This is a genomic window from Litorimonas taeanensis (assembly GCF_003634015.1).
Lineage (GTDB): Bacteria > Pseudomonadota > Alphaproteobacteria > Caulobacterales > Maricaulaceae > Litorimonas > Litorimonas taeanensis.
In genome coordinates this window covers 165,626-188,041 of the sequence record NZ_RBII01000001.1, presented here as the reverse complement: position 1 = coordinate 188,041, position 22,416 = coordinate 165,626, and the positions used below count along the sequence as shown (strand labels likewise).

At 45.1% G+C, this 22,416-nt stretch carries 22 protein-coding genes; 9 read left to right on the top strand and 13 right to left on the bottom strand.

Annotated features, from left to right (window positions below; genetic code table 11):
* Positions 1-37: 37 nt before the first annotated feature.
* Both DES40_RS00865 and DES40_RS00860 read right to left on the bottom strand, forming a co-directional pair.
* Positions 38-1,993 (bottom strand): alpha/beta hydrolase family protein, encoded by a 1,956-nt coding sequence (locus DES40_RS00865; protein ID WP_121098695.1) that lies wholly within the window; start codon positions 1,991-1,993, stop codon positions 38-40.
* A gap of 221 nt (positions 1,994-2,214) precedes the next feature.
* Positions 2,215-5,574, bottom strand: coding sequence for a TonB-dependent receptor domain-containing protein (locus DES40_RS00860; protein WP_121098694.1), 3,360 nt, complete (start codon positions 5,572-5,574; stop codon positions 2,215-2,217).
* 291 nt (positions 5,575-5,865) lie between these two features.
* Here DES40_RS00860 and DES40_RS00855 point away from each other — a divergent pair, with 291 nt between their 5' ends.
* On the top strand, positions 5,866-6,798 hold the full coding sequence (locus DES40_RS00855; protein ID WP_121098693.1) for a hypothetical protein: 933 nt from the start codon (positions 5,866-5,868) through the stop codon (positions 6,796-6,798).
* Positions 6,799-6,801: 3 nt separating this feature from the next.
* A complete protein-coding gene (locus DES40_RS00850) occupies positions 6,802-7,698 on the top strand; it encodes an MBL fold metallo-hydrolase (protein ID WP_121098692.1) in 897 nt (298 codons plus the stop codon).
* A gap of 27 nt (positions 7,699-7,725) precedes the next feature.
* On the opposite strand, the gene DES40_RS00845 is transcribed toward DES40_RS00850, so the two are convergent.
* The 6 genes from DES40_RS00845 to pdxH all read right to left on the bottom strand — a co-directional run bounded on the left by DES40_RS00845 (position 7,726) and on the right by pdxH (position 11,811).
* Positions 7,726-8,241, bottom strand: coding sequence for a DUF421 domain-containing protein (locus DES40_RS00845; RefSeq protein ID WP_121098691.1), 516 nt, complete (start codon positions 8,239-8,241; stop codon positions 7,726-7,728).
* A gap of 4 nt (positions 8,242-8,245) precedes the next feature.
* Positions 8,246-8,851, bottom strand: a complete 606-nt coding sequence (locus DES40_RS00840) for a DUF1989 domain-containing protein (protein WP_121098690.1) — start codon at positions 8,849-8,851, stop codon at positions 8,246-8,248.
* Positions 8,826-9,518 carry a guanitoxin biosynthesis heme-dependent pre-guanitoxin N-hydroxylase GntA gene (gntA, locus tag DES40_RS00835; protein WP_170144820.1) on the bottom strand — a complete coding sequence of 231 codons (693 nt, stop codon included), beginning with the start codon at positions 9,516-9,518 and terminating at the stop codon, positions 8,826-8,828. The genes DES40_RS00840 and gntA overlap by 26 nt, the downstream gene beginning before the upstream one ends.
* A 106-nt stretch (positions 9,519-9,624) precedes the next feature.
* Positions 9,625-10,494: a DUF1499 domain-containing protein gene (locus DES40_RS00830; RefSeq protein ID WP_121098688.1), complete on the bottom strand. Its 870-nt coding sequence runs from the start codon at positions 10,492-10,494 to the stop codon at positions 9,625-9,627.
* 41 nt (positions 10,495-10,535) lie between these two features.
* Positions 10,536-10,979, bottom strand: coding sequence for a hypothetical protein (locus DES40_RS13315; protein WP_233345321.1), 444 nt, complete (start codon positions 10,977-10,979; stop codon positions 10,536-10,538).
* 172 nt (positions 10,980-11,151) lie between these two features.
* Entirely contained in the window at positions 11,152-11,811 is a 660-nt protein-coding gene (pdxH, locus tag DES40_RS00820; protein ID WP_121098686.1) for a pyridoxamine 5'-phosphate oxidase, read from the bottom strand.
* Positions 11,812-11,980: 169 nt separating this feature from the next.
* Between pdxH and DES40_RS00815 the strand changes: the two genes are divergently transcribed.
* Positions 11,981-12,196: a DnaJ domain-containing protein gene (locus DES40_RS00815; protein WP_121098685.1), complete on the top strand. Its 216-nt coding sequence runs from the start codon at positions 11,981-11,983 to the stop codon at positions 12,194-12,196.
* A gap of 59 nt (positions 12,197-12,255) precedes the next feature.
* On the opposite strand, the gene DES40_RS00810 is transcribed toward DES40_RS00815, so the two are convergent.
* On the bottom strand, positions 12,256-12,702 hold the full coding sequence (locus tag DES40_RS00810) for an OmpA family protein (RefSeq protein WP_170144819.1): 447 nt from the start codon (positions 12,700-12,702) through the stop codon (positions 12,256-12,258).
* 150 nt (positions 12,703-12,852) lie between these two features.
* Here DES40_RS00810 and aroC point away from each other — a divergent pair, with 150 nt between their 5' ends.
* Complete coding sequence (aroC, locus tag DES40_RS00805) at positions 12,853-13,926, top strand: chorismate synthase (protein WP_121098683.1); 1,074 nt, start codon at positions 12,853-12,855, stop codon at positions 13,924-13,926.
* Positions 13,927-13,960: 34 nt separating this feature from the next.
* On the opposite strand, the gene nfsB is transcribed toward aroC, so the two are convergent.
* On the bottom strand, positions 13,961-14,653 hold the full coding sequence (gene nfsB / locus DES40_RS00800; protein WP_121098682.1) for an oxygen-insensitive NAD(P)H nitroreductase: 693 nt from the start codon (positions 14,651-14,653) through the stop codon (positions 13,961-13,963).
* Between the two features lie 102 nt (positions 14,654-14,755).
* On the opposite strand from nfsB, the gene DES40_RS00795 reads away from it, so the two are divergent.
* Entirely contained in the window at positions 14,756-15,124 is a 369-nt protein-coding gene (locus DES40_RS00795; protein ID WP_121098681.1) for a winged helix-turn-helix transcriptional regulator, read from the top strand.
* A gap of 4 nt (positions 15,125-15,128) precedes the next feature.
* Here DES40_RS00795 and DES40_RS00790 read toward each other — a convergent pair whose 3' ends face one another.
* Positions 15,129-15,728, bottom strand: a complete 600-nt coding sequence (locus DES40_RS00790) for a cytochrome b (protein ID WP_121098680.1) — start codon at positions 15,726-15,728, stop codon at positions 15,129-15,131.
* A 189-nt stretch (positions 15,729-15,917) separates the two neighbouring features.
* Between DES40_RS00790 and DES40_RS00785 the strand changes: the two genes are divergently transcribed.
* The 4 genes from DES40_RS00785 (at position 15,918) to DES40_RS00770 (ending at position 20,507) form a co-directional block, all read left to right on the top strand.
* Positions 15,918-17,012, top strand: coding sequence for an alpha/beta hydrolase (locus DES40_RS00785; RefSeq protein ID WP_121098679.1), 1,095 nt, complete (start codon positions 15,918-15,920; stop codon positions 17,010-17,012).
* A 157-nt stretch (positions 17,013-17,169) separates the two neighbouring features.
* The gene (locus DES40_RS00780; RefSeq protein WP_121098678.1) at positions 17,170-17,796 is read left to right on the top strand and encodes a glycine zipper 2TM domain-containing protein; all 627 of its coding nucleotides are present in this window, start codon (positions 17,170-17,172) and stop codon (positions 17,794-17,796) included.
* A gap of 273 nt (positions 17,797-18,069) precedes the next feature.
* The gene (locus DES40_RS00775; protein WP_121098677.1) at positions 18,070-19,674 is read left to right on the top strand and encodes a hypothetical protein; all 1,605 of its coding nucleotides are present in this window, start codon (positions 18,070-18,072) and stop codon (positions 19,672-19,674) included.
* A gap of 197 nt (positions 19,675-19,871) precedes the next feature.
* Positions 19,872-20,507, top strand: a complete 636-nt coding sequence (locus tag DES40_RS00770; RefSeq protein ID WP_121098676.1) for a glycine zipper 2TM domain-containing protein — start codon at positions 19,872-19,874, stop codon at positions 20,505-20,507.
* Between the two features lie 53 nt (positions 20,508-20,560).
* Here the strand turns inward: DES40_RS00770 and DES40_RS00765 are convergent, their stop codons facing one another.
* Together DES40_RS00765 and DES40_RS00760 are read right to left on the bottom strand one after the other, a co-directional pair.
* A complete protein-coding gene (locus tag DES40_RS00765) occupies positions 20,561-20,938 on the bottom strand; it encodes a response regulator (protein ID WP_121098675.1) in 378 nt (125 codons plus the stop codon).
* 3 nt (positions 20,939-20,941) lie between these two features.
* A complete protein-coding gene (locus DES40_RS00760; RefSeq protein ID WP_121098674.1) occupies positions 20,942-22,408 on the bottom strand; it encodes a PAS domain S-box protein in 1,467 nt (488 codons plus the stop codon).
* Positions 22,409-22,416 lie beyond the last annotated feature (8 nt).

Genomic DNA, 22,416 nt, shown 5'->3' with positions numbered 1-22,416 from the left:
AGGCTTTTTCATTTAATTTATCTAAGAAGCCTCACGCTTACAGCCCGCCAGGACCACAATCTTTCTTGAGGAAACTCATCATACGCGGATAGGCTTTCATCTTATGGTCATAATCCAAAGTATTAGAGAAATGGTCTGCATTCTCGAGCGCTATATACTCATAAGACTTCCCTGACTTATCGAGGGCCTTTGAATATTTATCACTGTGTGTGATAGGCACACGTTGATCAACAGAACCATGAATAATCAGCATGGGGACATTGACCTTATCTGTTTCCTCAATAGGACTAATTGAGCCATCCCAGAAATTGACTTGCTCTACCTCTTGGGCACCATCAAGACGGTCACGGTAATAATTTACCTGTTGCAAATTATCGGCCACAGCGGCGCCAGCGATAACACATTGATAAATATTGGGCTCACGTGCAGCCGCAATCAGCGCGGCATAGCCGCCATAGGACCAGCCAAACATGGCTACACGGTCTGGGTCCACATCACCCTTAGAAATGAGGTATTTAACCCCATCATCTTTATCATCTTGCATCTTTTTGCCGCCTTCGCCGCCATTAATGAATGCAGACTGATAATATTCTAGACCATAATTTTGTGACCCACGGTATTGTGGTTGAAGAACCATATATCCATTATTGGCAAGCATCTGCCCCCAATCGTCCCATCCAACAACTTCAGACACAAAGGGACCACCGTGCGGCATAACAATAAGCGGGAAAGGCCCCTTCCCTTGCGGCCGCGTTACATAGGCTGGTATTTTTTTACCATCGCGGGACGTATAAGTGATATATTCAACATCGGCGAGATCTTTACCCTTTAGAAGACCATTCACGCTGCCGACTAAAGAAAGCTTACCTTTATTAAAGAGATAATAGCTCCCCGGATCCCGAGGCCCTGAGTTACGCATGACTAATACGTCACCGTCACGAGATCGACTCGACACACTCAATAAATGTGCATTCGGAATCGCCTGCTCAAATTGCTTCATCATGGCTTCTTCGGATTTATCGAAATACTTAACATGATATTTGTCTTTGCCGTATCGCACGCCCGTCACAACCCCTGGATTACTCCATGAATTCGTATGACGTACGGTGCCAGCAAGGTCGACATCATTACGGCGGTAAACCAACTCACCGAAAGATTTGGTCTTTAAATTATACTTCCAAAGGCCTTCTTTATCATTGCCGTTATGGGCGATGACGTAAATTTCGTCAGACGTTCCGTCTACGATTCCACCATATTGGAAAGTCTCAAAGCTATCTTGACTTTGACGGTAATATTCATTCCAACCACTGCCCCCTATATCACGATAGAGAAAGACAGTTTCTTTAGAACCTTCATCAAATTCATTCGCAAATCGGGGGTTTCCGTCCTCGTCAAAACGGTAACCGAACATGTCATCATTGCCCTTAAGAACAAGTTGTTTAGAGCCCGTCTTCAAATTATATCTGTAATAGCTTGGAGCACGGAAGCTCTTTGAACGGTCGAAAAAAGAATATCTTACAAGAACATGATTTGGTTCATTTACAAGCCCGTTCACTAGAGAAAGGTTGAAATCATCCGCATTTAGTTCATTAAATTTGTTCGTTCTAAGCGAGTATAATGCAAGCTTGCTCTTAAATGCACCGCGATTAAACCCTTTAATTTTCTTACTGACTTGCTTGTTAAAAGAGACAACCATTTCTTCGTCTCCGACCCAGCTAAACCCACGAATTCTCATTGATTTCGCGCCGAGACGTTTTGGTTTTTTAGCCATATTGTCAGCTTCATAGACTTCAATTATGTGATCGCCCTTTTGACTATCAGCCTTACGAAACGCCAAAAATTTTCCATTTGGGGAGAGCGACACATTATCCATAAAATTAGGCGCCGCCCAATAATCCATAGGATAAGGTTTTACTGAAGTCGCAGCTTCGCTAATTGGTGCCACGGCAAGAATGCCTAAAGCTGCTACACATGTAAGAAGAATTTTTTTCATAAATGAGCTCCGTTCTATTTAATAATAGACCAAATAAAAATGCATGTGGCAATTCCTGATAGAGGGAATTTGCAGTTTTAAATGGATTAAGAGCATAAATTTAGAGACAGAGTTCTGATAAACGCCCACTGAATACTGAGCGTAAATTCATAACCGCCTTATTAAACGAGAAAAGCCCCGACCAAGGTCAGGGCTTTCATCAAATTTATTTAATCCAAAAACTAGAAACGTTTTGAAGCTGATAAGAAGAACTCACGTCCGTCTAGATCATAACCATTTCCGATTGGTGTGTTGGAGATAGCAAGAACTTCATCACCATCGACTAGTGGCGGCTCTTTATCAAAGATATTTGAAACACCAGCCCGTACTGTCCATGTATCAGCCGAATAACGTACTGAGGCAGTATGTGTCATATAGTCATCAGCAAAGCCAACGTCACGACAGAAAACGCCATCTGAACATGTGTGACCAACAAACCCAGTATCACGAGTGTCAAAAACATCACTGAATGGATCAATACCATCTTCATCTTGCTCTACCGCATCAATGTAACGCGTCTGCCATGTGAAACGGAATTTATCCCAATCTAAATATGCAGTGGCAGTACCTGTCCACTCAGGGTAACCAAATTCACCAGCATCGTCATCAAACAATTCGTTGCCTTCATCATCGATGAATAGCTCGCTACGCTCTAAGAGTTTGTTTGCACGTACATTCAAACCAAATTCCATTGGCTGTTCAAACGCTGTGAACTCTTTTGCGAAACGGCTGTTAATATCAAGACCACGAACAATCTCTTCGTCTTGGTTGATAAACCCAGCAAATACATCGCTGACAAGACCCCGTGTAGTCGCTGGATCTCCCGTTGTGATGCGATCACAGAAGGTAGAACGAACACCGTCATCACGTGTGTAACAATCGTTGATGATAAATGCAGCTGAAGGCTCAATCACAGCATCAGTAACTTTAATGTCGTAATAGTTAACACCAATGTCGAAATCAAAGCTGTCATAGAATGGTTGCGTAAAGGCAAAACCAGCTGTGAATGATGTCGATGTTTCTGGTTCAAGGTCCAAAGATCCACCGGCTGAAATCTCAACACTGGCTGACTGGATCGCATCCAACCCTTGTGTAGGTTCGATACCGACAGTTGTTGGGTCACGGCCTTCACGAATACAGTTAGCAAGCGTTGTTTGCTCACGTGTATCAAGGTTAGCATCATATGCACCATTTACGAACGCATCATCAGGAACCGCACACGGGTCACCAAGTGTATTAAAGCCTGACTGCGAGCGTAAGAAGTTTTCACGCAAGTTTGGCGCACGGAAAGATGTACCATAGCTCGCCTTCAAGAGAAGTGAATCAACTGGGCGCCAGCCACTTTTGATAGAGTAAGTTCCAGCAGAACCATAGAACTCTTCATCAGTATAACGACCAGAGATGTTGACTTCCAAGCTCTTGAAGAGTGGGTAATCAGCGATCAACGGAATATCGACTTCTGCGAAAAGTTCTTTGATAGTTTTATCACCAACAGCACCGCCATCAGAGAAGAAACCAAAGAAGAGACCGTTAGACGCTACGACTGATGGAGCAGAATTGATTTTATCATTTCTAATTTCAAAACCAAGCGCAGCACCAATTGGTCCCGCTGCAGTTTTACCAACACGGCCGCTTAAGATACCAGAGATGATGGTTTGCTCATACACTGTTTTGAATGTGCGCTCACCAAAGACATAATCTCTTTCAGCCGCTGTTGCGAAATCACCCACAGCTTCGAAAAGGCTAGGAGCGAAAGCGTTTACAGGCACACAGCCCTCTGCAACGTCAGGCAGCAAAGCACCAGGGTTAGCAAGTGCAGACACGTCACAAGGTGCAATTACACCGGGCGCTGTGTTGACACCAAGCACGGGAACACCAAAAATTGGTCCAAAATCTACGTTTTGGTCGTAATCATCAGCAAATCCATCGCCATTATTATCAAAGATACCATCGCCATCAAAATCTGCTGAAGGGTCAATACCTAAAGCAAACGCCAACTTATCTTCACGGATACCACGACGTGTAGAATTACCCTCAGAACGAGAATAAGTACCTGAGAGATCAAATTCCCAATCGCTTAAAACACCGTGGTTTAACCATGTAACGTCACCCTTAACACCAGCAACAAATCTTGTTTGCTCTTGAGTTACGTCAAAATTATCACGGTCGCCTTGCACAGCGAAAATTGGCAAAACAGGCAAGCTAAAGCCAGTGCTCAGCGGCGTTGGGAACAACCCACCCGCGTTTTGACCCGCACGACAATCTACACCAGTACCGATATTACAAGGGTTAAACTCGTTAGCAGCCGATACATACGGGAACACTTGCGCATTGCCTGTATTTTCAGAAGAAATATCAACTCTGGAATAAAGCGCTTCAAAATAAGGCGTAATATTGGCTTCACCTTCTAAGGTGTACTCACCATAGCCCATAAGGCTGTAACGCTTTTGCTCAGGAATGAATGTACGCTCAGGGTTAAGACCATTTGTATTAACGAGATTGAAGTCAACATCACGAATTCCGTCGCCATCAGCGTCAACGTCACCGAAACCACCAGTTGATTCGTCATATCCAGGAATACCTGAGTTACCCGCACCATCTGTGAAGTAGACTGAACCTAAATTTGTGAATGGGATAAAAATTCGGCCCGTAATGCCGCCTACCTTACACTCACTTGCAGAAGTCGTAACCCCTGGAGTTCTGTCTTCAACAGTAAGTTGGTCAGCAATACCAAGCGTACGAATTTCGCCAGATTCAGTAATTTCGTAATGCCTATCACAACCCGCTAAGAAATCACGGTCTTCAATTCTGATTTCGTCACGAAGGTCATATTCTGCACCAACGCCAAAGAAACCCCGGTCAGTATTTTTACCCCAAGCCGCACTAACAGTATAGTCATTACCGCCACCACGTGGATTATAGTTACCTGAACCGAAGACTTCGAGACCTTCAAAGTCTTTTTTCAAGATTACGTTACCTACACCCGCAACGGCATCAGAACCGTAAATTGATGAGGCACCGTCAAGCAGCAAGTCATAGCGCTCAATCAATGAACCAGGAAGAAGGTTGATAGACGGGCTCGTTGGAGCGCCTTCAACACCCGCTGGAGCGATACGACGGCCATTCATAAGAAGAAGCGTACGATCTGCACCCAAACCACGAATATTCAAAGTTTGTGAACCTGGACCATTGTCAAGAACGAACCCTTGGAATGTTCCGTCAATTTGTTGACCCGAAGCCGCTTCTGAACGCTGTAGGATAGCGGCAGGATCAAACAGACCAACATCTTGTGATAATTCAGTCGTAATAACCTGAAGTGGGGAGATGCTAGAGAAAGTATCACGTTTAACGCGTGAACCCGTAACAACAACTGTGTCGCCGCTCTCTTCTACTTCATCTTCTTCCTCAGCAATTTGTTCAACAACAAAAGACTCATCTGATGTGGTGTCAGTGACTTGCGCATAGGCAGGTATAGCTAAACTCACAAATAATGTGGAGAGCACTGACGTCTGTAGAAGCCGTGCCTTATCGGTTATGTTCATTATGAACCCCTTCGAACTGGTTATTATTTTTTGCGGAGGTATTTCCGCACGTATTCATTGTTAAAATCTATTAATGCGCCGCGCTCAAGTAGTTAGATGAACAAAAAGACATAAAACTGCATCTTTTTCCGTGTTGTGTTGCAATTTTGTCACCTTACGCCTCTATAAGAGGCAGATTTGACATCAAGGGTAATTTTACTCTTCTCTGTCTATGACTGGCACGTAAATGATAGAAGAAATTGAGAATCAAAATTCTTGGACACGCATAAACAAGGCCTTCTTTAGAACCTTATGAAAATTTCTGATTTTGAATGGACCCTTAGAGGTGTGACATCCCGTGAAACAGGGGCCTATATACCCTTCAGCCGTGCGCTGATTAAAGACATTCTTATATGGCGCCAATATTACCGCAAAGAAATTCAACAAGAGACTGCCTTTCAGGGCCCATCACGTAAAGTCATTGTTCACCCCAAACCTGTCGAGAACATCTACTTATTATGGGGCGCGATGCGCCACGCCAATTTGACTAGTCTCACTCCCACTGAAGCGGCCGAATTACACTTTTACTTCAGAGATCAAACGTTTGTGCACGACAATGACGGGCACCCTCCCGGATTAAACAGAGATTGTACCAATATCAGTAAATCCCATGTCGCCAAAGTCTTTGAAGAGGTTTTCGGCTATAGCTTACAGGTCGATCCAAGGACAGCGACAACGCCATTTATATGTAAATCAGAGTTCAACGGCAAACATGATGGTTATATTGTTTACGAAAATTGCGAGCCCCAAGAAGGTTGGGTTTATCAAAAAATGATAATGTCTGAAACCAATGACGGCACTGTGCTCGACTTACGTTGCCCTACCGTTTTTGGTGAGGTTCCTCTGATATACTTAAAAGAACGCCCGATAAAACAAAGGTTTAAGAATCTGAACTCTCGTTGCCGACTCAGTGAAACAGAAAATCACCTCAATAAAAAAGAACGCTCTTTGATTTCACAATTTTGTCAAAAAATGAGACTGGACTGGGGCGGCCTCGATATTTTACGAGACGCAATCAATGGCAAAATATATATTGTGGATGTAAACAAAACAGATATGGGTCCCCCTCTCGCACTCCCTGTAGAAGATAAACTACGCTCGACCAAAATCTTGGGCCTTGCATTGCGTCGCGCAGTTGATTTTCACTTTCCGCCTACAGTATCAACGATTGGGGATGAGGATTAAAGCGTGGCGATTCCATACATAAGAGACCTTGAATTTGAATATGGACGGTGCGACCAACTCAGTCCACTTGTTCAGCGTGTCATTGCCGACAACCCTGGCCCTTTTACCTATACAGGGACAGGCGTATTTATTATTGGCGACAAAAATGTATGCGTCATTGATCCTGGACCAACAACACTGAAACATGAAGACGCGTTAAATAAGGCCCTTGAAGGCAGAACTGTAACGCATGTTTTGGTCACACATCATCACATTGACCACTCCCCTATGGCAAAGCCATTAGCACGTCTCCACAACTGCCAAGTTTATGGCTTTGGTCTGCAACCTAAACCCCCTCAAGGAGGTGAAATTCGTCTGGAGGCTGGTGATGATTTATCCTTTAAACCGGATGTAGAAATACGAGATGGGGAAGTCATAAAAGGGGATGGCTGGACTATCGAAGCCTTACACACCCCTGGGCACACGTCTAATCACCTATGCTATGCGTTACATGAAGAGAACACCCTCTTCTCCGGAGATCATATAATGGGCTGGTCAACTAGCGTCGTCAGCCCTCCCGATGGAGACATGGGCGACTACCTTCGCTCCCTAGAAACTGTTTACCACAAGCATTTCGACATTTTACGGCCAACCCATGGCGCAGCCATCACTGATGTTGATATATTTGTGAAAGCTTATATTGAACATCGCCTTACCCGAGAAGCTCAGATTGAAGAAGCCTTAGGGCGTGGGCTCACAAACATTCTTGATATAGTCAAAGACTTATATGCCGACATCGACAAACGTCTCCACCCCGCTGCCGCACATAGCGTCCTATCTCATTTGATTCACATGCGGAAAGATGGGCGAGTGAAAGCTACGGGATCAGACGGGCTTAAACAAAATTACTATTTAGCCTAGCGGCAGAGCATTGTCCTACAATACGGCTCAATCAGAAACACCCGTTAATATTTCTTCGGACAACTTTTCCCCATGCAAGACAGAAATATCCCCCGTCGTTTCTAAAATTACGGCTCTTACGTCGTTCAGGTCCAGAACATTTGCCTCTCGCATTTTACCCCAAATGTCTGATTTTGTCGTGCGGCTTTGCTGTAAAGCTTCCTCCCTCCAAACGCCCTCCCTAAAAAGAATACGAGGCTCATTTTCCAAAATAATAGGCGCAATATTCGTTCTTTGACGCCAAAGGGCCAAAAACGCTTGACTGATAAGAATAAGAACCATCCCACCGACGCTTTGCCAATAAGCTGGCCATGAACTTGCTGTTGCGGCATTCGCTAAAAGAGACCCTACAGCTACTGTAGCCACAAAATCAAAAGCTGTCATTTTTGAGAAAGTACGCAGCCCAATTACTCTGACAAGGAAAATGACCCACAGCAATCCAGTTGGAGCTAGAATCAAAATTCTTAGTGTTATCTCTGCTTCTATTGAGGCTGTTGGAAACATAAATCTAATTCTCCACCGTAAGAGTATTGAGCACTTCGTAATCGATAGGTTTATAAGTGAAGTTATTTGATTGCCCCGCAGAACAGGCTGTCAGTGCAACAATCAAATCCATTTCCGCACGAAATGTTACCGATTGACCTGCCTCACTGAGAGGCGGAAGAACTTTGATTTCGCCTGTTCTGCCGTTTACATCGACATTCATGAAAATGTTGAAAGCACAGGGTATATTATCCGGCTCAATTTCATGTCGCGCGAGCGCCCGCTCTAGGTTTCCTTGGCACCCATGATGAGGCTGTTTGTCCCCATAAATTATTCTAAAGGTATCCTTAGAGCAAGGCGTTAAAGTGAAGTCATGCCTACCGACTTCATCATTGACAATCGTCATCAATTGGCGACTACGATTACTGTAAAGAACGTCTCCAGTTGTCAAAAAAATGCGGCTTGCATAATCAAAACTACGCCCCGATGATATATACTCTCTTTTGTCAGCCGCATTATAGGCCAGCATGTCAGACACTTGTTGGCCTTCTGGATCTGTAACCTTTAAATACTGACCTTTTTTTATTATGAAACTCGTTCCTGTTCTAGGTTTTATACGGCAGCGGGACATTGACAGGCTCCTTAGGTTTAAAGGGCGCTTCCCAATTCTCTGGTACTTTACGGCCACTGTATTGCCGAGCCTCTGACTTTTCACCAAAGTCATTAAGCATAGGGTTGAGGTCACCAGCTAAAGCTTTATCCCTAATACGAATGATCTCTTGCATTTTAGCGAACCGTCCATCTTGTCGTAATTTCTCAAATTGCGCTGTAGAGTTAAAAATAAATGTTGGGTATTTGAAACGCCTAGCGGGGCGGGATGCATTAGGGTGCAATCCAATGATGAAGAATGAAGTCTTGCCAATGCTCATGGAAAATTTAGGAGAATGAGGGTCGGGTTCTGCGTCTTCACTCCACTCGACGCCCATAAATGTATCAATCCTGTGCAATGCGCGAAGACGAGCCCATAACATCTTCTCGAATTCAACTTCATCGCCTGTATTAGTCTCTGAGAAAATAGCAGCAAAAGACTGTATGATTGGGCTGTCCAAATCCAAAGACTCTCCGAAATTAATAAGCGCTAAATATAAGGCTAAATCTTCACTTGTGTCGGAAAACTCACTCATCTCAAGAGTTTTTATAGCCCTCTGTGCAAGTGCCGACTTTGCGCCCACACATGGGAAACTCGCCTCTTTGATAAAGTCGAAAAACTCTTGTTCAATCGATTTAACTTCTGTCATGTTAATACATACCATGCAAACACAACACCCAGTTTCGATTAAGGTTCCTTGCTTAAAAGACTATTCTCACGCCTATACATTCTAATAAATGTAAGCTTTGATTCGCTTAATCCCCGGCTTTCATTTTCTCTAAAAACTTACGGATACGGTCCGCATTTTTACCTAAATCTGAACGTCCCACACGAGAGACAGAGCGTACATCAATGAGCGTCCCGCCGCCTTCTGAGTCACGCAAGCGTATAATCACATCATCCTTGAACCCATACCAAAATGTCGTATCTGTTGCTTCGATACGGCCTTCTGAAAGGTCAGAAACTTTAACATCCCACCCCATTTGCTCGGCTACGGCCTTTGCTTTGCCAAAAGCCACCTCTTTGTCGTCGCCGATGACGATAGAGCGAATATCAGGATAAGCTTTGGTTTGTAAGACAGAGACTAATTTCTGCCCTCTGTTACCTTCTGCATCTCGAGTTGCAGCCATTTTACCGATATAGTCAACCGTATTCACGCCCTCAACTTCAGCGCGTTCAGCGAGTATTAATGCACCAAATTTTGGTACATCTTGTGTGTCAGTTGTAATATCGTGAATGGCTGGTAATTTTTGAGCTGTGCTCTGAACTGATTTTAAATGTGCAAAACCTAAAACCGGAAGAATGACAGCCACAGCGCCAATAAAGAACCCTTTTCGTGGGCGTACAAAATAAGCCAACAAAAGAGAGATTAATCCTAATGCCAGTGATGCCATAAGGACTTTTGGGCCGACCTGTCTGGTTAATGTCCCTAAACCAAATTGCCATCCCCAAAGGCCGAGTTTTGCCCCAATTGCCCCTACAATAAAAACAAGTGGAGAAAGGATAGCAAAGCCTAAAGTGATACGAAGAACCCATTTCCGAATATTTCGGCGTTTTAGGCCACTCTCTTTTTGCGGAGGAACCGTAACATCAGTACGTAAAGCGGGGTTTTTATTTTCACTCATTTATGGACTCTATAGCTATGTTAAATTCGCGTTTGGTTCGGTCAATACATTATAAAAAACACGGCAATAAATACCGCGGTTACGACCGCTGCGATAAAAGGGCCAACAGCCGTCTTTCCTGCGCCGCGGTGGCCCCAATCATCTCGTCGATTAAAATTCTTATCTATTGGCACCCCATCGCCTGAACGCGCCAAATTTTTGGTTTGTTCTATGTTCCTGTCTTCAGAATCTTCTAACTGTTTCTGACGAGACTTTGAACCGAAGGATTCTTTAGTCATTTTCTGGGCAGAGCGCAGTGCAGAATTGGCCGCACTTTCTCCTAAAGACCAGACATCGACCTTCTTTCCTTGTAAGCGCACTAGGTTAGAGGGCTGATTATTTTGGGGTCTTTGAGCCGCTGACGAATCCTGATGGCGAAGATAAGTCTTTTGATCCTCCGCTCGCCATTTATTTTGTAGCGATTGCGGTACACCCAGATTGTCCATGGGTGTATTTGCTTTCCCAACAGCCCCCGAGTTTTTTTTGGAAAAAATGAAGGACAGGAGAATAATGAACCCAATGAATATGAAACCTTCCATAAAGACACGGTATCAGAGCTTTAACGAAATGCCTAGGGGCTCTAGGGGTTAACCCCCATTAAATATGCCACAGCTTCGATTATGGAAACAAACGTGTTTTCTTCCACCCTTTGGTTGAAGGGGTAAATGAAAGCCGATCATGCAAACGGAAAGCGCCGTCTTGCCAAAATTCAATCGAATTAGGTTTTACTCGCCACCCTATCCAATGTGGAGGACGCGGCACGTCCTGCCCTTCATATATTGCTTCAATTTCTTTAACCTTATCAACCATGGCTTGCCGGCTCTCTACGGGTCGAGACTGATCAGACGCCCAAGCGCCTATTTGGGACCCACGGGCTCGTTTTGAAAAATACGAGTCTGACTCGGCCTCTGAAACAGTTTCAATTTCACCGCGTATCCTCACTTGGCGTCGTTGGGATTTCCAATGAAAACAAAGCGCAGCCTTACCTTGTTGTAATTGCTGTCCTTTTGCGCTTAGAGCATTTGAGTAAAATACAAAACCGCGTGCATCGACATCTTTTAATAATACGATGCGAACATCAGGCATGCCACTTTCGTCTAGAGTTGCCAAAGACATGGCATTTGCATCGTTAAGCTCTGTATCCACCGCTTGGGACAACCAAGTCTCGAACAAGGTATAGGGATTATCGGCGGCGGCTTTGTGCAAAGGCGGGCGTGCATTTCGCGCATAGCTCGCTGCCGATGGCGTCGCTGGAATAAGGTCATCGGAAGGCTTCATCAGGCACTCCATTTGTTCGACAAAAATCGACGTTGAAAATCAAAATAAGCAAAAATTAACCATGCTTTTTGAGGCGATATTAACGACTCTGCACCATATATAAACCCTCTGTTAGGGATAATAAAAAATCTTCCGTTAAGGAATGTAAACAAGAAAAGGGTCTCCACATATGACACGGCAACAAGCTATGATGACACTGGGTCTCCACATGGGCGCCCGCGAAGCTGACATCCGTGCCGCATGGCGAAAAAAGGCAAAATTCTTTCATCCAGATAGCCCATACGCCAATATGAAAGCCTTTTTACAGGCCAAATCTGCCTATGAAACGCTTATTCCCCCAGCCCCACAATCGATACGCGTTAGGGCGGGTGCGCGCGCTTTTTAATATTCAGTCAAAAAAAACGGGCCGCTAAGCCCGTTTTTCTTTTTCTGCTATCTGAGAGTTTATCCCGCATACGGCGTTAATGTAATGACTACTCGCCGCTCCCACGCATCTGAAGTATCTGTATTCATCGCCGTACGGTCGCCCATAGGCACAATACTGATACGGTTCGCCGTTACGCCGCGCTGCATCAGCGCAGACACAGTGTTTTCTGCACGCTTATCCGACAATTCAAGATTATAGTCACTATCCCCTATCGAGTCCGCATAACCAGCAACTTCAATTCGGTAAATTTCACAACCGTCATAAGCAGAGGCCACAGCATTTAATTCAGTCTGTGCAGCTTGATCAAAATCAGCGCTATCATTGTCAAAAAACACTGCCATTGTTCGAGCTTCACAAGCTTCATTCATGACATTTTTATTGTCACTCTCATTGTACATAGAAGAACAGGCGGCCAAACCCACAATCGCTGTAGACGCTATTGTCGTTACTAAAATATTACGCATAATCTTATCCTTTAAATTCTTATTCCCCACACCTTTCAGCATGGGCTGTTGAAATAAGAACGGGCTAAGCTCGTCATGGTTCCAAATGATTATCCAATAAAGGGTCAGTTTTACCTAGCGAGGTTCCGCCGCTATCGTTAAGAGACCCCCATGTCATATAATAGTTTTGGTCAGTTATTTCGATTCACCACATGGGGCGAAAGCCATGGTCCAGCCATAGGATGTGTCGTAGATGGATGTCCGCCCCGCATCCCTCTAACCGCACTTGATATTCAAGCCTTCCTAGACTTACGCAAACCTGGAACGTCGCGTTTTGTTACGCAGCGCCGTGAACCAGATGCCGTGAAAATCTTATCAGGTGTCTTTGAAGGCCAAACAACGGGAACACCAATCTCTTTATTGATTGATAACACCGATCAGCGATCACGTGATTATTCCGATATCAAAGATAGATATCGTCCGGGGCACGCTGACATGACTTATGATGCCAAATATGGCATTCGGGACTATCGTGGCGGCGGACGTAGCTCTGCTCGGGAAACCGCTAATCGTGTGGCGGCTGGGGCCATTGCACGCAAAGTATTGGGCGACGAAGTCACTATTCGTGGTGCCGTGGTTCAAATTGGTGAGATGAAAATCAACCCAGAAAATTGGGATTGGGATACAACGAAAAAAAATCCCTTTTGGTGTCCAGATGCTACCGCGGCAAAAGAATGGGAAGGCTATCTCGATTCCATTCGTAAGGATGGGAATTCTGTTGGCGCGCTTCTTGAAATTAGAGCCAGTGGCGTTCCCGCAGGATGGGGCGCGCCCGTATACGGCAAACTTGATTCTGACCTTGCCATGGGCATGATGAGTATAAATGCGGCAAAAGGCGTTGAAATCGGCGCAGGGTTTGAAACAGCGGGTATGACAGGCGTTGATAATGCTGATGAAATGCGCGCCGGGCTCAATGGCCCTCAATTTTTGTCTAACAAATCTGGCGGCATTTTAGGGGGGATCAGCAATGGCGATGAAATTGTCTGCCGTGTGGCTATTAAACCAACCTCCTCTATGATGCAAAAGACACGCTCTGTTACATCAAAAGGTGAAGAGATAGATGTACAAACCAAAGGCCGTCATGACCCTTGCGTTGGTATAAGGGGTGTCCCCGTTGCCGAAGCTATGATGGCGATTGTACTCGCCGACCATAAACTTAGACACCGGGGACAAGTGGGGTTGTGAGACTTGGGATAGTCACCCCACTTTCGGGGGGACACTAGATCTCGGTTAGAATAGCCTCCAAAGGCAAACGTGATTTCGGTAGCGCTGCATTATAATCATTTTCGGGATCAGAATAGCCAAGCGTCACAACAACCAGACTTGAAAACCCTTTGGCCTTTAAATCAAATTCCGCATCCAAGGCTTCGGCGTCGATACCTTCCATCGGCGTAGCATCAATGCCCAAAGCTGCAGCGCCAAGCAAAAAGTGCCCGACATTGAGATACACTTGTTTATCCATCCAATGCTGAACATCTTTGAAATTTTGTTTGTGTAAATTCGTAAATAAGTTGCGGCCTCCCGCCATGCCGGCTTTCCGCTCTGCCTTCATTTCAGTTGTATCCGCATCGAAACGGCCATCTTTATCTTCCTGTTCAAGTAGAGCCTGCATATGAGCTTCTGTAGCCTCTAATCGGCTCGCAAAAACGACGACATGAGACGCGGCAAGTATAGAAGGACTATTAAAAGCATATTTCTCATCCGTGCCTTTGGTAATACGTTTTTTACCTTCAGGCGTTGACGCCATAATAAAATGCCAAGGCTGTAGATTGACGCTCGAGGGGCTAAAGCGCAGAAGTTCTTTCAGTTTTTCAACAACATCATCTGGTATAGTTTTGCTGGCATCATAAGCTTTCACCGTATGACGGTGCTTTGCATAATGCAGAATATCGTGTTCCAATTTTATCTCCATAGGGTTGACTATGAGTAGATAGCCAGTGATACTTTTATCACAAGTACGCACTATTTTGTTCTATACCCACAAAAAGCATACTGTAGATTTTGAGGTCATATTATGAAGAAACATATTCATTATGAGTGTTCACAAGGATGCCCTGTGGAGGCGGCCCTCGAAGTCATTGGTGGTAAATGGAAAGGCGTAACTTTATTTCACCTGATGCAGGGTACAAAACGATTTAACGAACTACAGCGTGAGATTGGCAGTGTAACACAACGTATGCTCACTAAACAGCTTCGTGAGCTAGAAGAGTCAGGCATCGTCAACCGCAAAATTTATGCCGTCGTTCCTCCCAAGGTAGAATACAGCCTGACTGAAAAAGGACGAACTTTAGAACCTATATTATTGGCTTTGCGCGCTTGGGGTGATGAGCACGTTCTGGCGCCTTCCCCCACAGATAAGGTGGACAATATAGGGGTAGTCTAAACCATCAAGATTCATGATCTTTGGCAGGAACGATCATACGCTTGAGAACTCTGTCTTTATAAACGAAATGGTGATAAATCGCCGCGCCCGCATGAAGTACAAAAAGAAACAGCACCGCATAAGTACCTATTTTCTTGTGAATGAAATCCATTGGCTTTTCAAAAGTCTCAAAATTCATCCCCATCCAGCCTTCGACAACCGTTGCAAAAATCGCGGTATTTTTAAAAGCAGGTACCTCAATGAGGAAAAAGAGTTTCGATGGCCCTCCCGTTCCAAGATAGCCGGTAAGCGGCATGATAATCATGAAAGCATAGAGCAAAAAATGTACGCTATGTGCTGCTAAATGTTGATACTTAGGGGCAGGCACATCATCGGGCTGTTTTTCAAACAATCGCCAAAAAATCCGCAATCCAACAAAAACCAGAACAGTGATACCTATTGCAAAATGTGTCGAAATAAAAGTTCGGGCTAAGTCTGATTTGTTATCTAAAAACCATTCACGAGAAAATATAAGGATATAATTCGCAATAAAGGCTGCCGCGACAATCCAGTGTAAAGATATTGCAATAAGACCATATCCAGATTGCGTATTTCTAAATTTCATAACTCGCCCAACTTAATTTGCCATCAATTCATAGCCTCTATGCGATGTAAAATCCTAGCAAAAAAGTTGAGAATTTGTTGTGGGTAGTACCAATTCAATTACCTATGGCTATCTCGACCACCTTATATTGCATGAATTAAAGTCAAAACTACGGCTTTTTCCCTTTTGAAACTCTGTTAAGCTCTGTTTATGTTTCATCTTGCCATACTCGGAAGTCTCACAACTATTGGTGCAGGTTTATTTATTGCCTATAGAGGCACGATGCGAGCCTTGGGTGGCCCGTCGCTTAAACGCTATGACCGAAAACATGAGCCTGACTATATTGTCGATGAAAACTCTAGACCTCTAGAAATTATTGACGCCTATCTAGAAGAAAACTTTGTTAAGCCTGCACAATACGCCACCGCCACATCAGGATGGGATGCTAAAAGAGCACGCTTTGATAATGCAGGATTAAACCGTAAAGATTTAAAAGCAGAGTATCGCGACGATGTCGTGGTAATGGATGGCTTACACGTTCCAGGAAGATGGACACTCGTTGACGGGTATAACCCCAACAAACGTATTCTTTACTATCACGGCGGCGCATTTACAGCGGGTAGCGATATCAGCCATCGCGCCATTACGGTTAACTTGGCCAAGCGTACAAAAGCCGCAATCTTTGTTCCAAATTACCGATTAATGCCCGAGAACCCTCGCAGCGCCCCCATTCATGACGCGCAAGCCAGCTATAAATGGATTCTCGAAAATGGCCCTGAAGGGCCAGCCCCCCTTCAAAGCCTTGCCATTTCTGGTGATAGCGCAGGCGGGAATCTGACCCATATGATTGCGAATTGGTCTCGTGATAATAATCTTCGACAAGCTGATGCAATCTATACATTGTCACCAAGTACAGATTCTACGGCCTCGGGCGCGAGCTTTCACGAAAATATCGGGAAAGATAAAATGTTAAGCCCGCTCATTGGGCCATTATTAAAAATTCCGCGCCCATTTTTATTATTAGGTATGAAGAAACAATTAGGCTTTTCTCCTGCCAACCCGATAGTCTCTCCTGTTTTTGCGGATCTTTCGAACCTTCCCCCAACACTCGTACAGGCTAGCTCAGACGAACTCTTGCGGGACGATTGCATACGCTATGTCACCAAAATGAAGGAATCAGGCTCTCCGGCGACATTACAATTATGGAACGCCGTACCTCACGTTTTCCAAATATTTGATGATGTTCTACCTGCCTCTACAGAAGCATTTGATCTTGCGGCTGAGTTTTTAAACACTTATTTATAATTAAATAACTCCTTAAGTCTCTGAAATATATACACTACTGCCTTCCCTGAACAGAAAATGAATTTTGAGGTCAGGGTCAGTTCAGAGGTAAAGGTCTATCTGTCTAATCAACGGAGCGGGGATAATCCCGAACCGCAACAAAGACAGGAGACTGAAAATGGCCTTATTTACGAAAGCCAAAACACTTACTGCAGTCGCCCTTACCGCGACTGCCTTTGCCGCCCTTCCGGCGACAGCGTCAGCGAGTGACTATCGTTGCGAACAAAAGAATGATGAAGCACAAGTCATTGGCGGTGTATTAGGCGCTGTCCTTGGCGGCGTCATCGGATCTGAAGTTGCAGGACGCGGTGATGGCACAGAAGGCGCGTTAATTGGCGCAGCAATTGGAGCTGCCGCAGGGGCTGGTTTAGGCGATGAAAGCGTCAAATGTTACGGGAAGAACGACCGGGTTGTCCGGACAACATATCAGACACGGACAAACACTTATGAACCAGCTGTCGTTACGGTCGCGCATAGTAATCGCAATCGAAACTACAATAATCGGCACTATAATTATGACCGCGGATATAACAGATTAGACCGTATTGACCACCGTATTCATACCTTAGAGCGTGAAATTCGCGACCTAAGACGGACAAACCGATATAATGATCGCCGTTGGGTAGATCGTCGATTGGCTGCCGCTAGACAGGAACTTCGCGATTTAAAACAGCGCCGCAAAGTGGTGAAACGCAATCTGAACAACCGTAATAATAACTATTATTATAACGGACGTCGCGGTTAAACCATAGCTGTGAAATCTAAGAAACAATTAATCGGCCTTCCCCCAACTGCCTTTTAATGAAACCTCGGCCTAAAGGCCGGGGTTTTTTATTTTCCACCTCTCCTCTTGGAAGTTTTGGAAATTTTAAGACTCGCGCCCTAGGAGAGACCTTTTGATAGATAGAGTTTGAATAGAGTAAGTTCAGCTCGATTTTAATTTTGCCTCTTTAAGGCATCAGGGAGGGGGTCGCGAATTCGATCAAATACGAAATCGCACAAAGACTTTGAACGCTATATGATACTTATCCGTAAACAGTATTTTCTTGCTACAGCTGCTCTCGTTAGCGCCCTAGCGTTTTCGCCTGTAGCCGCCCACGCGCAATTTTTAGGAAATCTTGACAATAACACAGTTCTCGGCGGCGCCATCGGTGCTGGGCTTGGTGGAGTTATTGGGTCAAACCTTGCGCCGAATGGAATGGGCGACGAATATACGGCCATAGGCGCGGTTGCAGGGGGTTTAGCGGGGGCGGCTTATGGAAACTCGCAATCTCATTATGCTGGAAATCCCTATGCAGGTCAGTTTAACCCTGGATTTAATGGACAAAGCCTCGCTGGCACGGCCATTGGCGCAGGCATTGGCGGCGCGATTGGTTCAAACCTTGCAGGTTCAGGACAGCGCCAAGAAGGCACGGCGCTTGGGGCCGTTATTGGCGGTGCAATCGGTTACGGCGTAAGTCGCCAAAATGCTCCATCACGCTATGGGCCTTCACGCCCAATTTATCATGCTGGAAACCCTGGCGCTCCTGTTGTCGTTGGTGGAGGTTACATAGGCGGAGGCTATACATCTGGTGGGTACACATCAGGTGGATATACTTCAGGCACAGATGTCGTACTCGGCGGCGGAGGCTATACAGGTGGTTTACCGGCTGGCTATGTAAGCGGCGGACATGTGGGCGGCCCTTCTGTCGGCTCCCCTGCCCCGGGGCCATTTTACGGCCCATTAATCGGCCAAAACTCAGGCCCTGTTTTACCGACTTATGGCAATGTCCAACATCGAGGAGAATATATTGCGGGCCCCGTTATTCCTGTCTCTCGGCCCGTGCCTGCCCCTCAAGTTCGCGTCCAACGCGAAATCGTGAAGAAAGAACGCATCGTTGTTGATGCTGATTGCCCAGCTGGCACAACCTTACAAAATAATGGAACCTGCCTGTCCGCACCGAAACGTATTGTTGAGCCAGCTCCAGTCGTAATCCCTGCACAATGCCCTGCAGGCACAACGGATCAGGGTAATGGCACCTGCCTAGAACCGGCCAAGACAGTTGTCGGACAAGCCCCGATTGTCATTCCAGCACAGTGTCCATCAGGGACTACGGACCAAGGTAATGGCACATGTCTAGAACCAGCCAAGACAGTTGTCGGACAAGCCCCGATTGTTATTCCAGCGCAGTGTCCATCAGGGACTACGGACCAAGGTAATGGCACATGCTTAGAGCCAGCTAAGATTGTCATTGGGCAAGATCCTATCGTGATCCCGGCACAATGCCCATCGGGTACAACAGACCAAGGCAATGGTACATGCTTAGAACCGGCCAAGACAGTTGTCGGACAAGCTCCGATTGTCATCCCCGCACAATGCCCATCGGGTACAACTGACCAAGGTGACGGTACGTGTCTAGAAGCACCTAAAACCGTTCTCCAAAACCCAAATGTCATTCATTATAAGTGCTCCGGTGGAATGGTGAAACTTAGCAATGGGCAATGCGGCGGAAATGGATATGGGCTCGTACCTGTCTCGCCTCCAAGCAATTATTGTTACTCGGACAGTCATAAACGCTATGATAGAAACGGGCGTCTTATAAAAGCTCCAAATGGCGGAAACTATTGCAATCGCAATCATTAAGGCCGTCACAAGTAACTTAGTAACTCTAAACCACCTTTCCTAAGGTGGTTTTTTTATGACTCAAATGTAATGTAAATGACCCGTTTGTTCCGCAACCATTCATCTTGGTTAAAGTAGTATAAACTTAGATTGTCGGGATTTAGGGACGAATATCGACAGTATACGACTATTATACGACCTAATCGAAGGAGTCTTCCATGCGTTATAAGATCGGCTTCACCCTTGCCGCTATTGCATCCGTTTCACTTACCCCTATCGCTGCTTCGGCACATAATACGGGTTATCATCATTCACATCAGCGCTCTAATGGCGACCAACAACTCGTGGGCGGCGCAATTGGCGCTGTCGCTGGTGCCGTGATCGGCAGCCAAGTGGCAGGTAACGGAGCTCGGACCGAAGGCTCTGTTTTAGGGGCTGTTATTGGAGGTGTCGCTGGCGCTGCTATTGCGGGCGATGGAAACAACAACAGACATTACAGCCATGGTGGCTATTATAATCAAAATACTGGTTATTACGGTGGTTATAATACACGGCCAACGACAACTTATCGGACGACATCACCCCATTATCGTACGCGCACACATTATTCGAATGGCCACTACTATCAGCCTAACCATACAACGACTTATACGACAACCTATAGCCAGCCTCACTATACTCACTATACAACAACGCGGCCTTATTACAGCCCCTATGTCTATTCACAGCCAAGGACATCAATCAATATTAACTTGAGCAACAGAAATAGACATTATCGCGCGCCGCGCCATTACAACTCAGGCCGTCGCCATTATAATAACCGCCGCCACCATAATGGCCGCCGGCATCGCTAGGCAGATGTGAATATTTACCAGAATCTCACCCTGCTTAGGCAGGGTTTTTTAATTTAATGAATATGCGATAAGATATCTTTCGCGAGTTCTTCATAACCAGACAATGAAGAGGGCTTTGTGAAGAACCGATTCGCGCCGCATTCTACGGCCAGTTCACGGTCAGAAGGTTCAGATGAGCCAGAAACCATAAAGACAGGATGGGACCGCAATCCTTTTGTCTCTCGCATAGATTTAAGCAAAGCTATGCCATCTACCTCTGGCATACGCATATCAAGCAGCGTCGCGATAGGCTGTTCTTCTTTGATGCTGGCAATTGCACCTTTGGCCCCATCGAGCTCAATAACAACATAATCTTCGTTTAACTTCTCAATCGCAAGCTTCATAAGCATGCGGTCCAATGGATCATCATCAATGATAAAAAGTTTGGTCATCCGCTACCCGTTATCAGCATTCAAAGAAAATGCAAAGTCGCTTCCACCACGTGCGTTATCCTTAACGCTGATATTACCGCCATGTAGAGCTACTAACCGCCTACTTAAGGCCAAACCAATTCCTGTTCCTTCGCGGTGGCTATGGCGTTTAGAGCGGCTAAATAGGTTGAAGATATTAGGTTTATCATGGTCTGGAATGCCTACACCATTATCAGAAATACTGATTTCCCAAATCGCTTGATGTCTTTTTACTGTTATATTGATTATAGGCGCTCTGGAGTGGTGCCGATATTTTATCGCATTTGAAATCAGGTTACGTAAAACCTGGCTTAATAGCTCTGTATTTCCTCTTACATATATGGGTGTAGTGGGCAGATTTATTTCACCATTAAGCGCCTCAATTTCTTTAGTATATTCTGCAGAAACATCTTTTAGAAGAGACAGAACCTCTACGCGCTCTAGATCAACGCTTTCAGGAGAGGACCGCATAAATTTCAGGAAAGTAGAAATTAGATTACGCATATTGTTGGCGCTTTTTCGAATCTCAGCAACGTGTTTTTTAAGAGTCGGATCCGCGTCTTCGCCCAACCCGCGCTCGACCATTTCTGAAAACAGAGCAATATGGCGGAGCGGCGCTTGTAAATCATGCGAGGTTAATGATGCAAAATCATTCAAGTTGCGATTAATAGTTTCAAGGAGCGCCTCCTTCTCCTTTAGCTCTGTCACATCTAGGGCCACAGCCAGTATTCTATCTTCATTCGTGTTAGGGTCTTTAAAGGGAATTTTATCCGTACGAACCCAGCCTGGCTTACCTTCATTCGGGACATATCGTTCTATATATCCCAATAATGGCTTTCCTGTATTAATGACCTTTAAATCATCCTTGTGATATTTATCAGCAATCTCTCCGAACAAATCTCTCGTATTTTGCCCTTCAATATCCTCAACCCTCATCCCCAAAGTATCAGCCGCTAATTTGTTAGTTCTCAAAATATTATTCTTTGCGTCTTTGTACCAAATGGTCACTGGCATAGCGTCCATTACAATGCGGAGCTCTTTCTGCAAATTTTCAAGTTTAGTGTTTCTACGCTCTAAAGCTTCATTCAATTGAGCTGCGAGTGAAATATCACGACCAACAGATTGATATTCAACTATCTTACCATTTTCGTCATATATACCTGTATTAATCCAGCTGATGGAAACCTCACCGCCATCAGGTAAGTCTCGTGTACTTTGAACAACCTCCACAGGGTTATCAAATGTAATTGTTTGAAAGAGCTTCAAGACTCTTTCTCTGTTATCCCAACGCAAAACATCAGAAAGGTTTTTCCCAATCAGTTGCTCTCTTGGACGACCTGCGAACTTGATAGCGGCCAGATTAACAAAGGTAATATTTAAATCGACATCATACCGACAAATAATGTCAGGGTGATTATCCACTATCGATTTATATTGAATATCCTCGGCCACGGTGAACT

What these genes read in the sequence shown, in the direction of transcription:
- DES40_RS00865 (WP_121098695.1), bottom strand. Translation starts at nt 1,993, where the DNA reads ATGAAAAAAATTCTTCTTACATGTGTAGCAGCTTTAGGCATTCTTGCC.
- DES40_RS00860 (WP_121098694.1), bottom strand. Translation starts at nt 5,574, where the DNA reads ATGAACATAACCGATAAGGCACGGCTTCTACAGACGTCAGTGCTCTCC.
- DES40_RS00855 (WP_121098693.1), top strand. Translation starts at nt 5,866, where the DNA reads ATGAAAATTTCTGATTTTGAATGGACCCTTAGAGGTGTGACATCCCGT.
- DES40_RS00845 (WP_121098691.1), bottom strand. Translation starts at nt 8,241, where the DNA reads ATGTTTCCAACAGCCTCAATAGAAGCAGAGATAACACTAAGAATTTTG.
- DES40_RS00840 (WP_121098690.1), bottom strand. Translation starts at nt 8,851, where the DNA reads ATGTCCCGCTGCCGTATAAAACCTAGAACAGGAACGAGTTTCATAATA.
- gntA (WP_170144820.1), bottom strand. Translation starts at nt 9,518, where the DNA reads ATGACAGAAGTTAAATCGATTGAACAAGAGTTTTTCGACTTTATCAAA.
- DES40_RS00830 (WP_121098688.1), bottom strand. Translation starts at nt 10,494, where the DNA reads ATGAGTGAAAATAAAAACCCCGCTTTACGTACTGATGTTACGGTTCCT.
- DES40_RS13315 (WP_233345321.1), bottom strand. Translation starts at nt 10,979, where the DNA reads ATGGACAATCTGGGTGTACCGCAATCGCTACAAAATAAATGGCGAGCG.
- pdxH (WP_121098686.1), bottom strand. Translation starts at nt 11,811, where the DNA reads ATGAAGCCTTCCGATGACCTTATTCCAGCGACGCCATCGGCAGCGAGC.
- DES40_RS00815 (WP_121098685.1), top strand. Translation starts at nt 11,981, where the DNA reads ATGACACGGCAACAAGCTATGATGACACTGGGTCTCCACATGGGCGCC.
- DES40_RS00810 (WP_170144819.1), bottom strand. Translation starts at nt 12,702, where the DNA reads ATGCGTAATATTTTAGTAACGACAATAGCGTCTACAGCGATTGTGGGT.
- aroC (WP_121098683.1), top strand. Translation starts at nt 12,853, where the DNA reads ATGTCATATAATAGTTTTGGTCAGTTATTTCGATTCACCACATGGGGC.
- nfsB (WP_121098682.1), bottom strand. Translation starts at nt 14,653, where the DNA reads ATGGAGATAAAATTGGAACACGATATTCTGCATTATGCAAAGCACCGT.
- DES40_RS00795 (WP_121098681.1), top strand. Translation starts at nt 14,756, where the DNA reads ATGAAGAAACATATTCATTATGAGTGTTCACAAGGATGCCCTGTGGAG.
- DES40_RS00790 (WP_121098680.1), bottom strand. Translation starts at nt 15,728, where the DNA reads ATGAAATTTAGAAATACGCAATCTGGATATGGTCTTATTGCAATATCT.
- DES40_RS00785 (WP_121098679.1), top strand. Translation starts at nt 15,918, where the DNA reads ATGTTTCATCTTGCCATACTCGGAAGTCTCACAACTATTGGTGCAGGT.
- DES40_RS00780 (WP_121098678.1), top strand. Translation starts at nt 17,170, where the DNA reads ATGGCCTTATTTACGAAAGCCAAAACACTTACTGCAGTCGCCCTTACC.
- DES40_RS00775 (WP_121098677.1), top strand. Translation starts at nt 18,070, where the DNA reads ATGATACTTATCCGTAAACAGTATTTTCTTGCTACAGCTGCTCTCGTT.
- DES40_RS00770 (WP_121098676.1), top strand. Translation starts at nt 19,872, where the DNA reads ATGCGTTATAAGATCGGCTTCACCCTTGCCGCTATTGCATCCGTTTCA.
- DES40_RS00765 (WP_121098675.1), bottom strand. Translation starts at nt 20,938, where the DNA reads ATGACCAAACTTTTTATCATTGATGATGATCCATTGGACCGCATGCTT.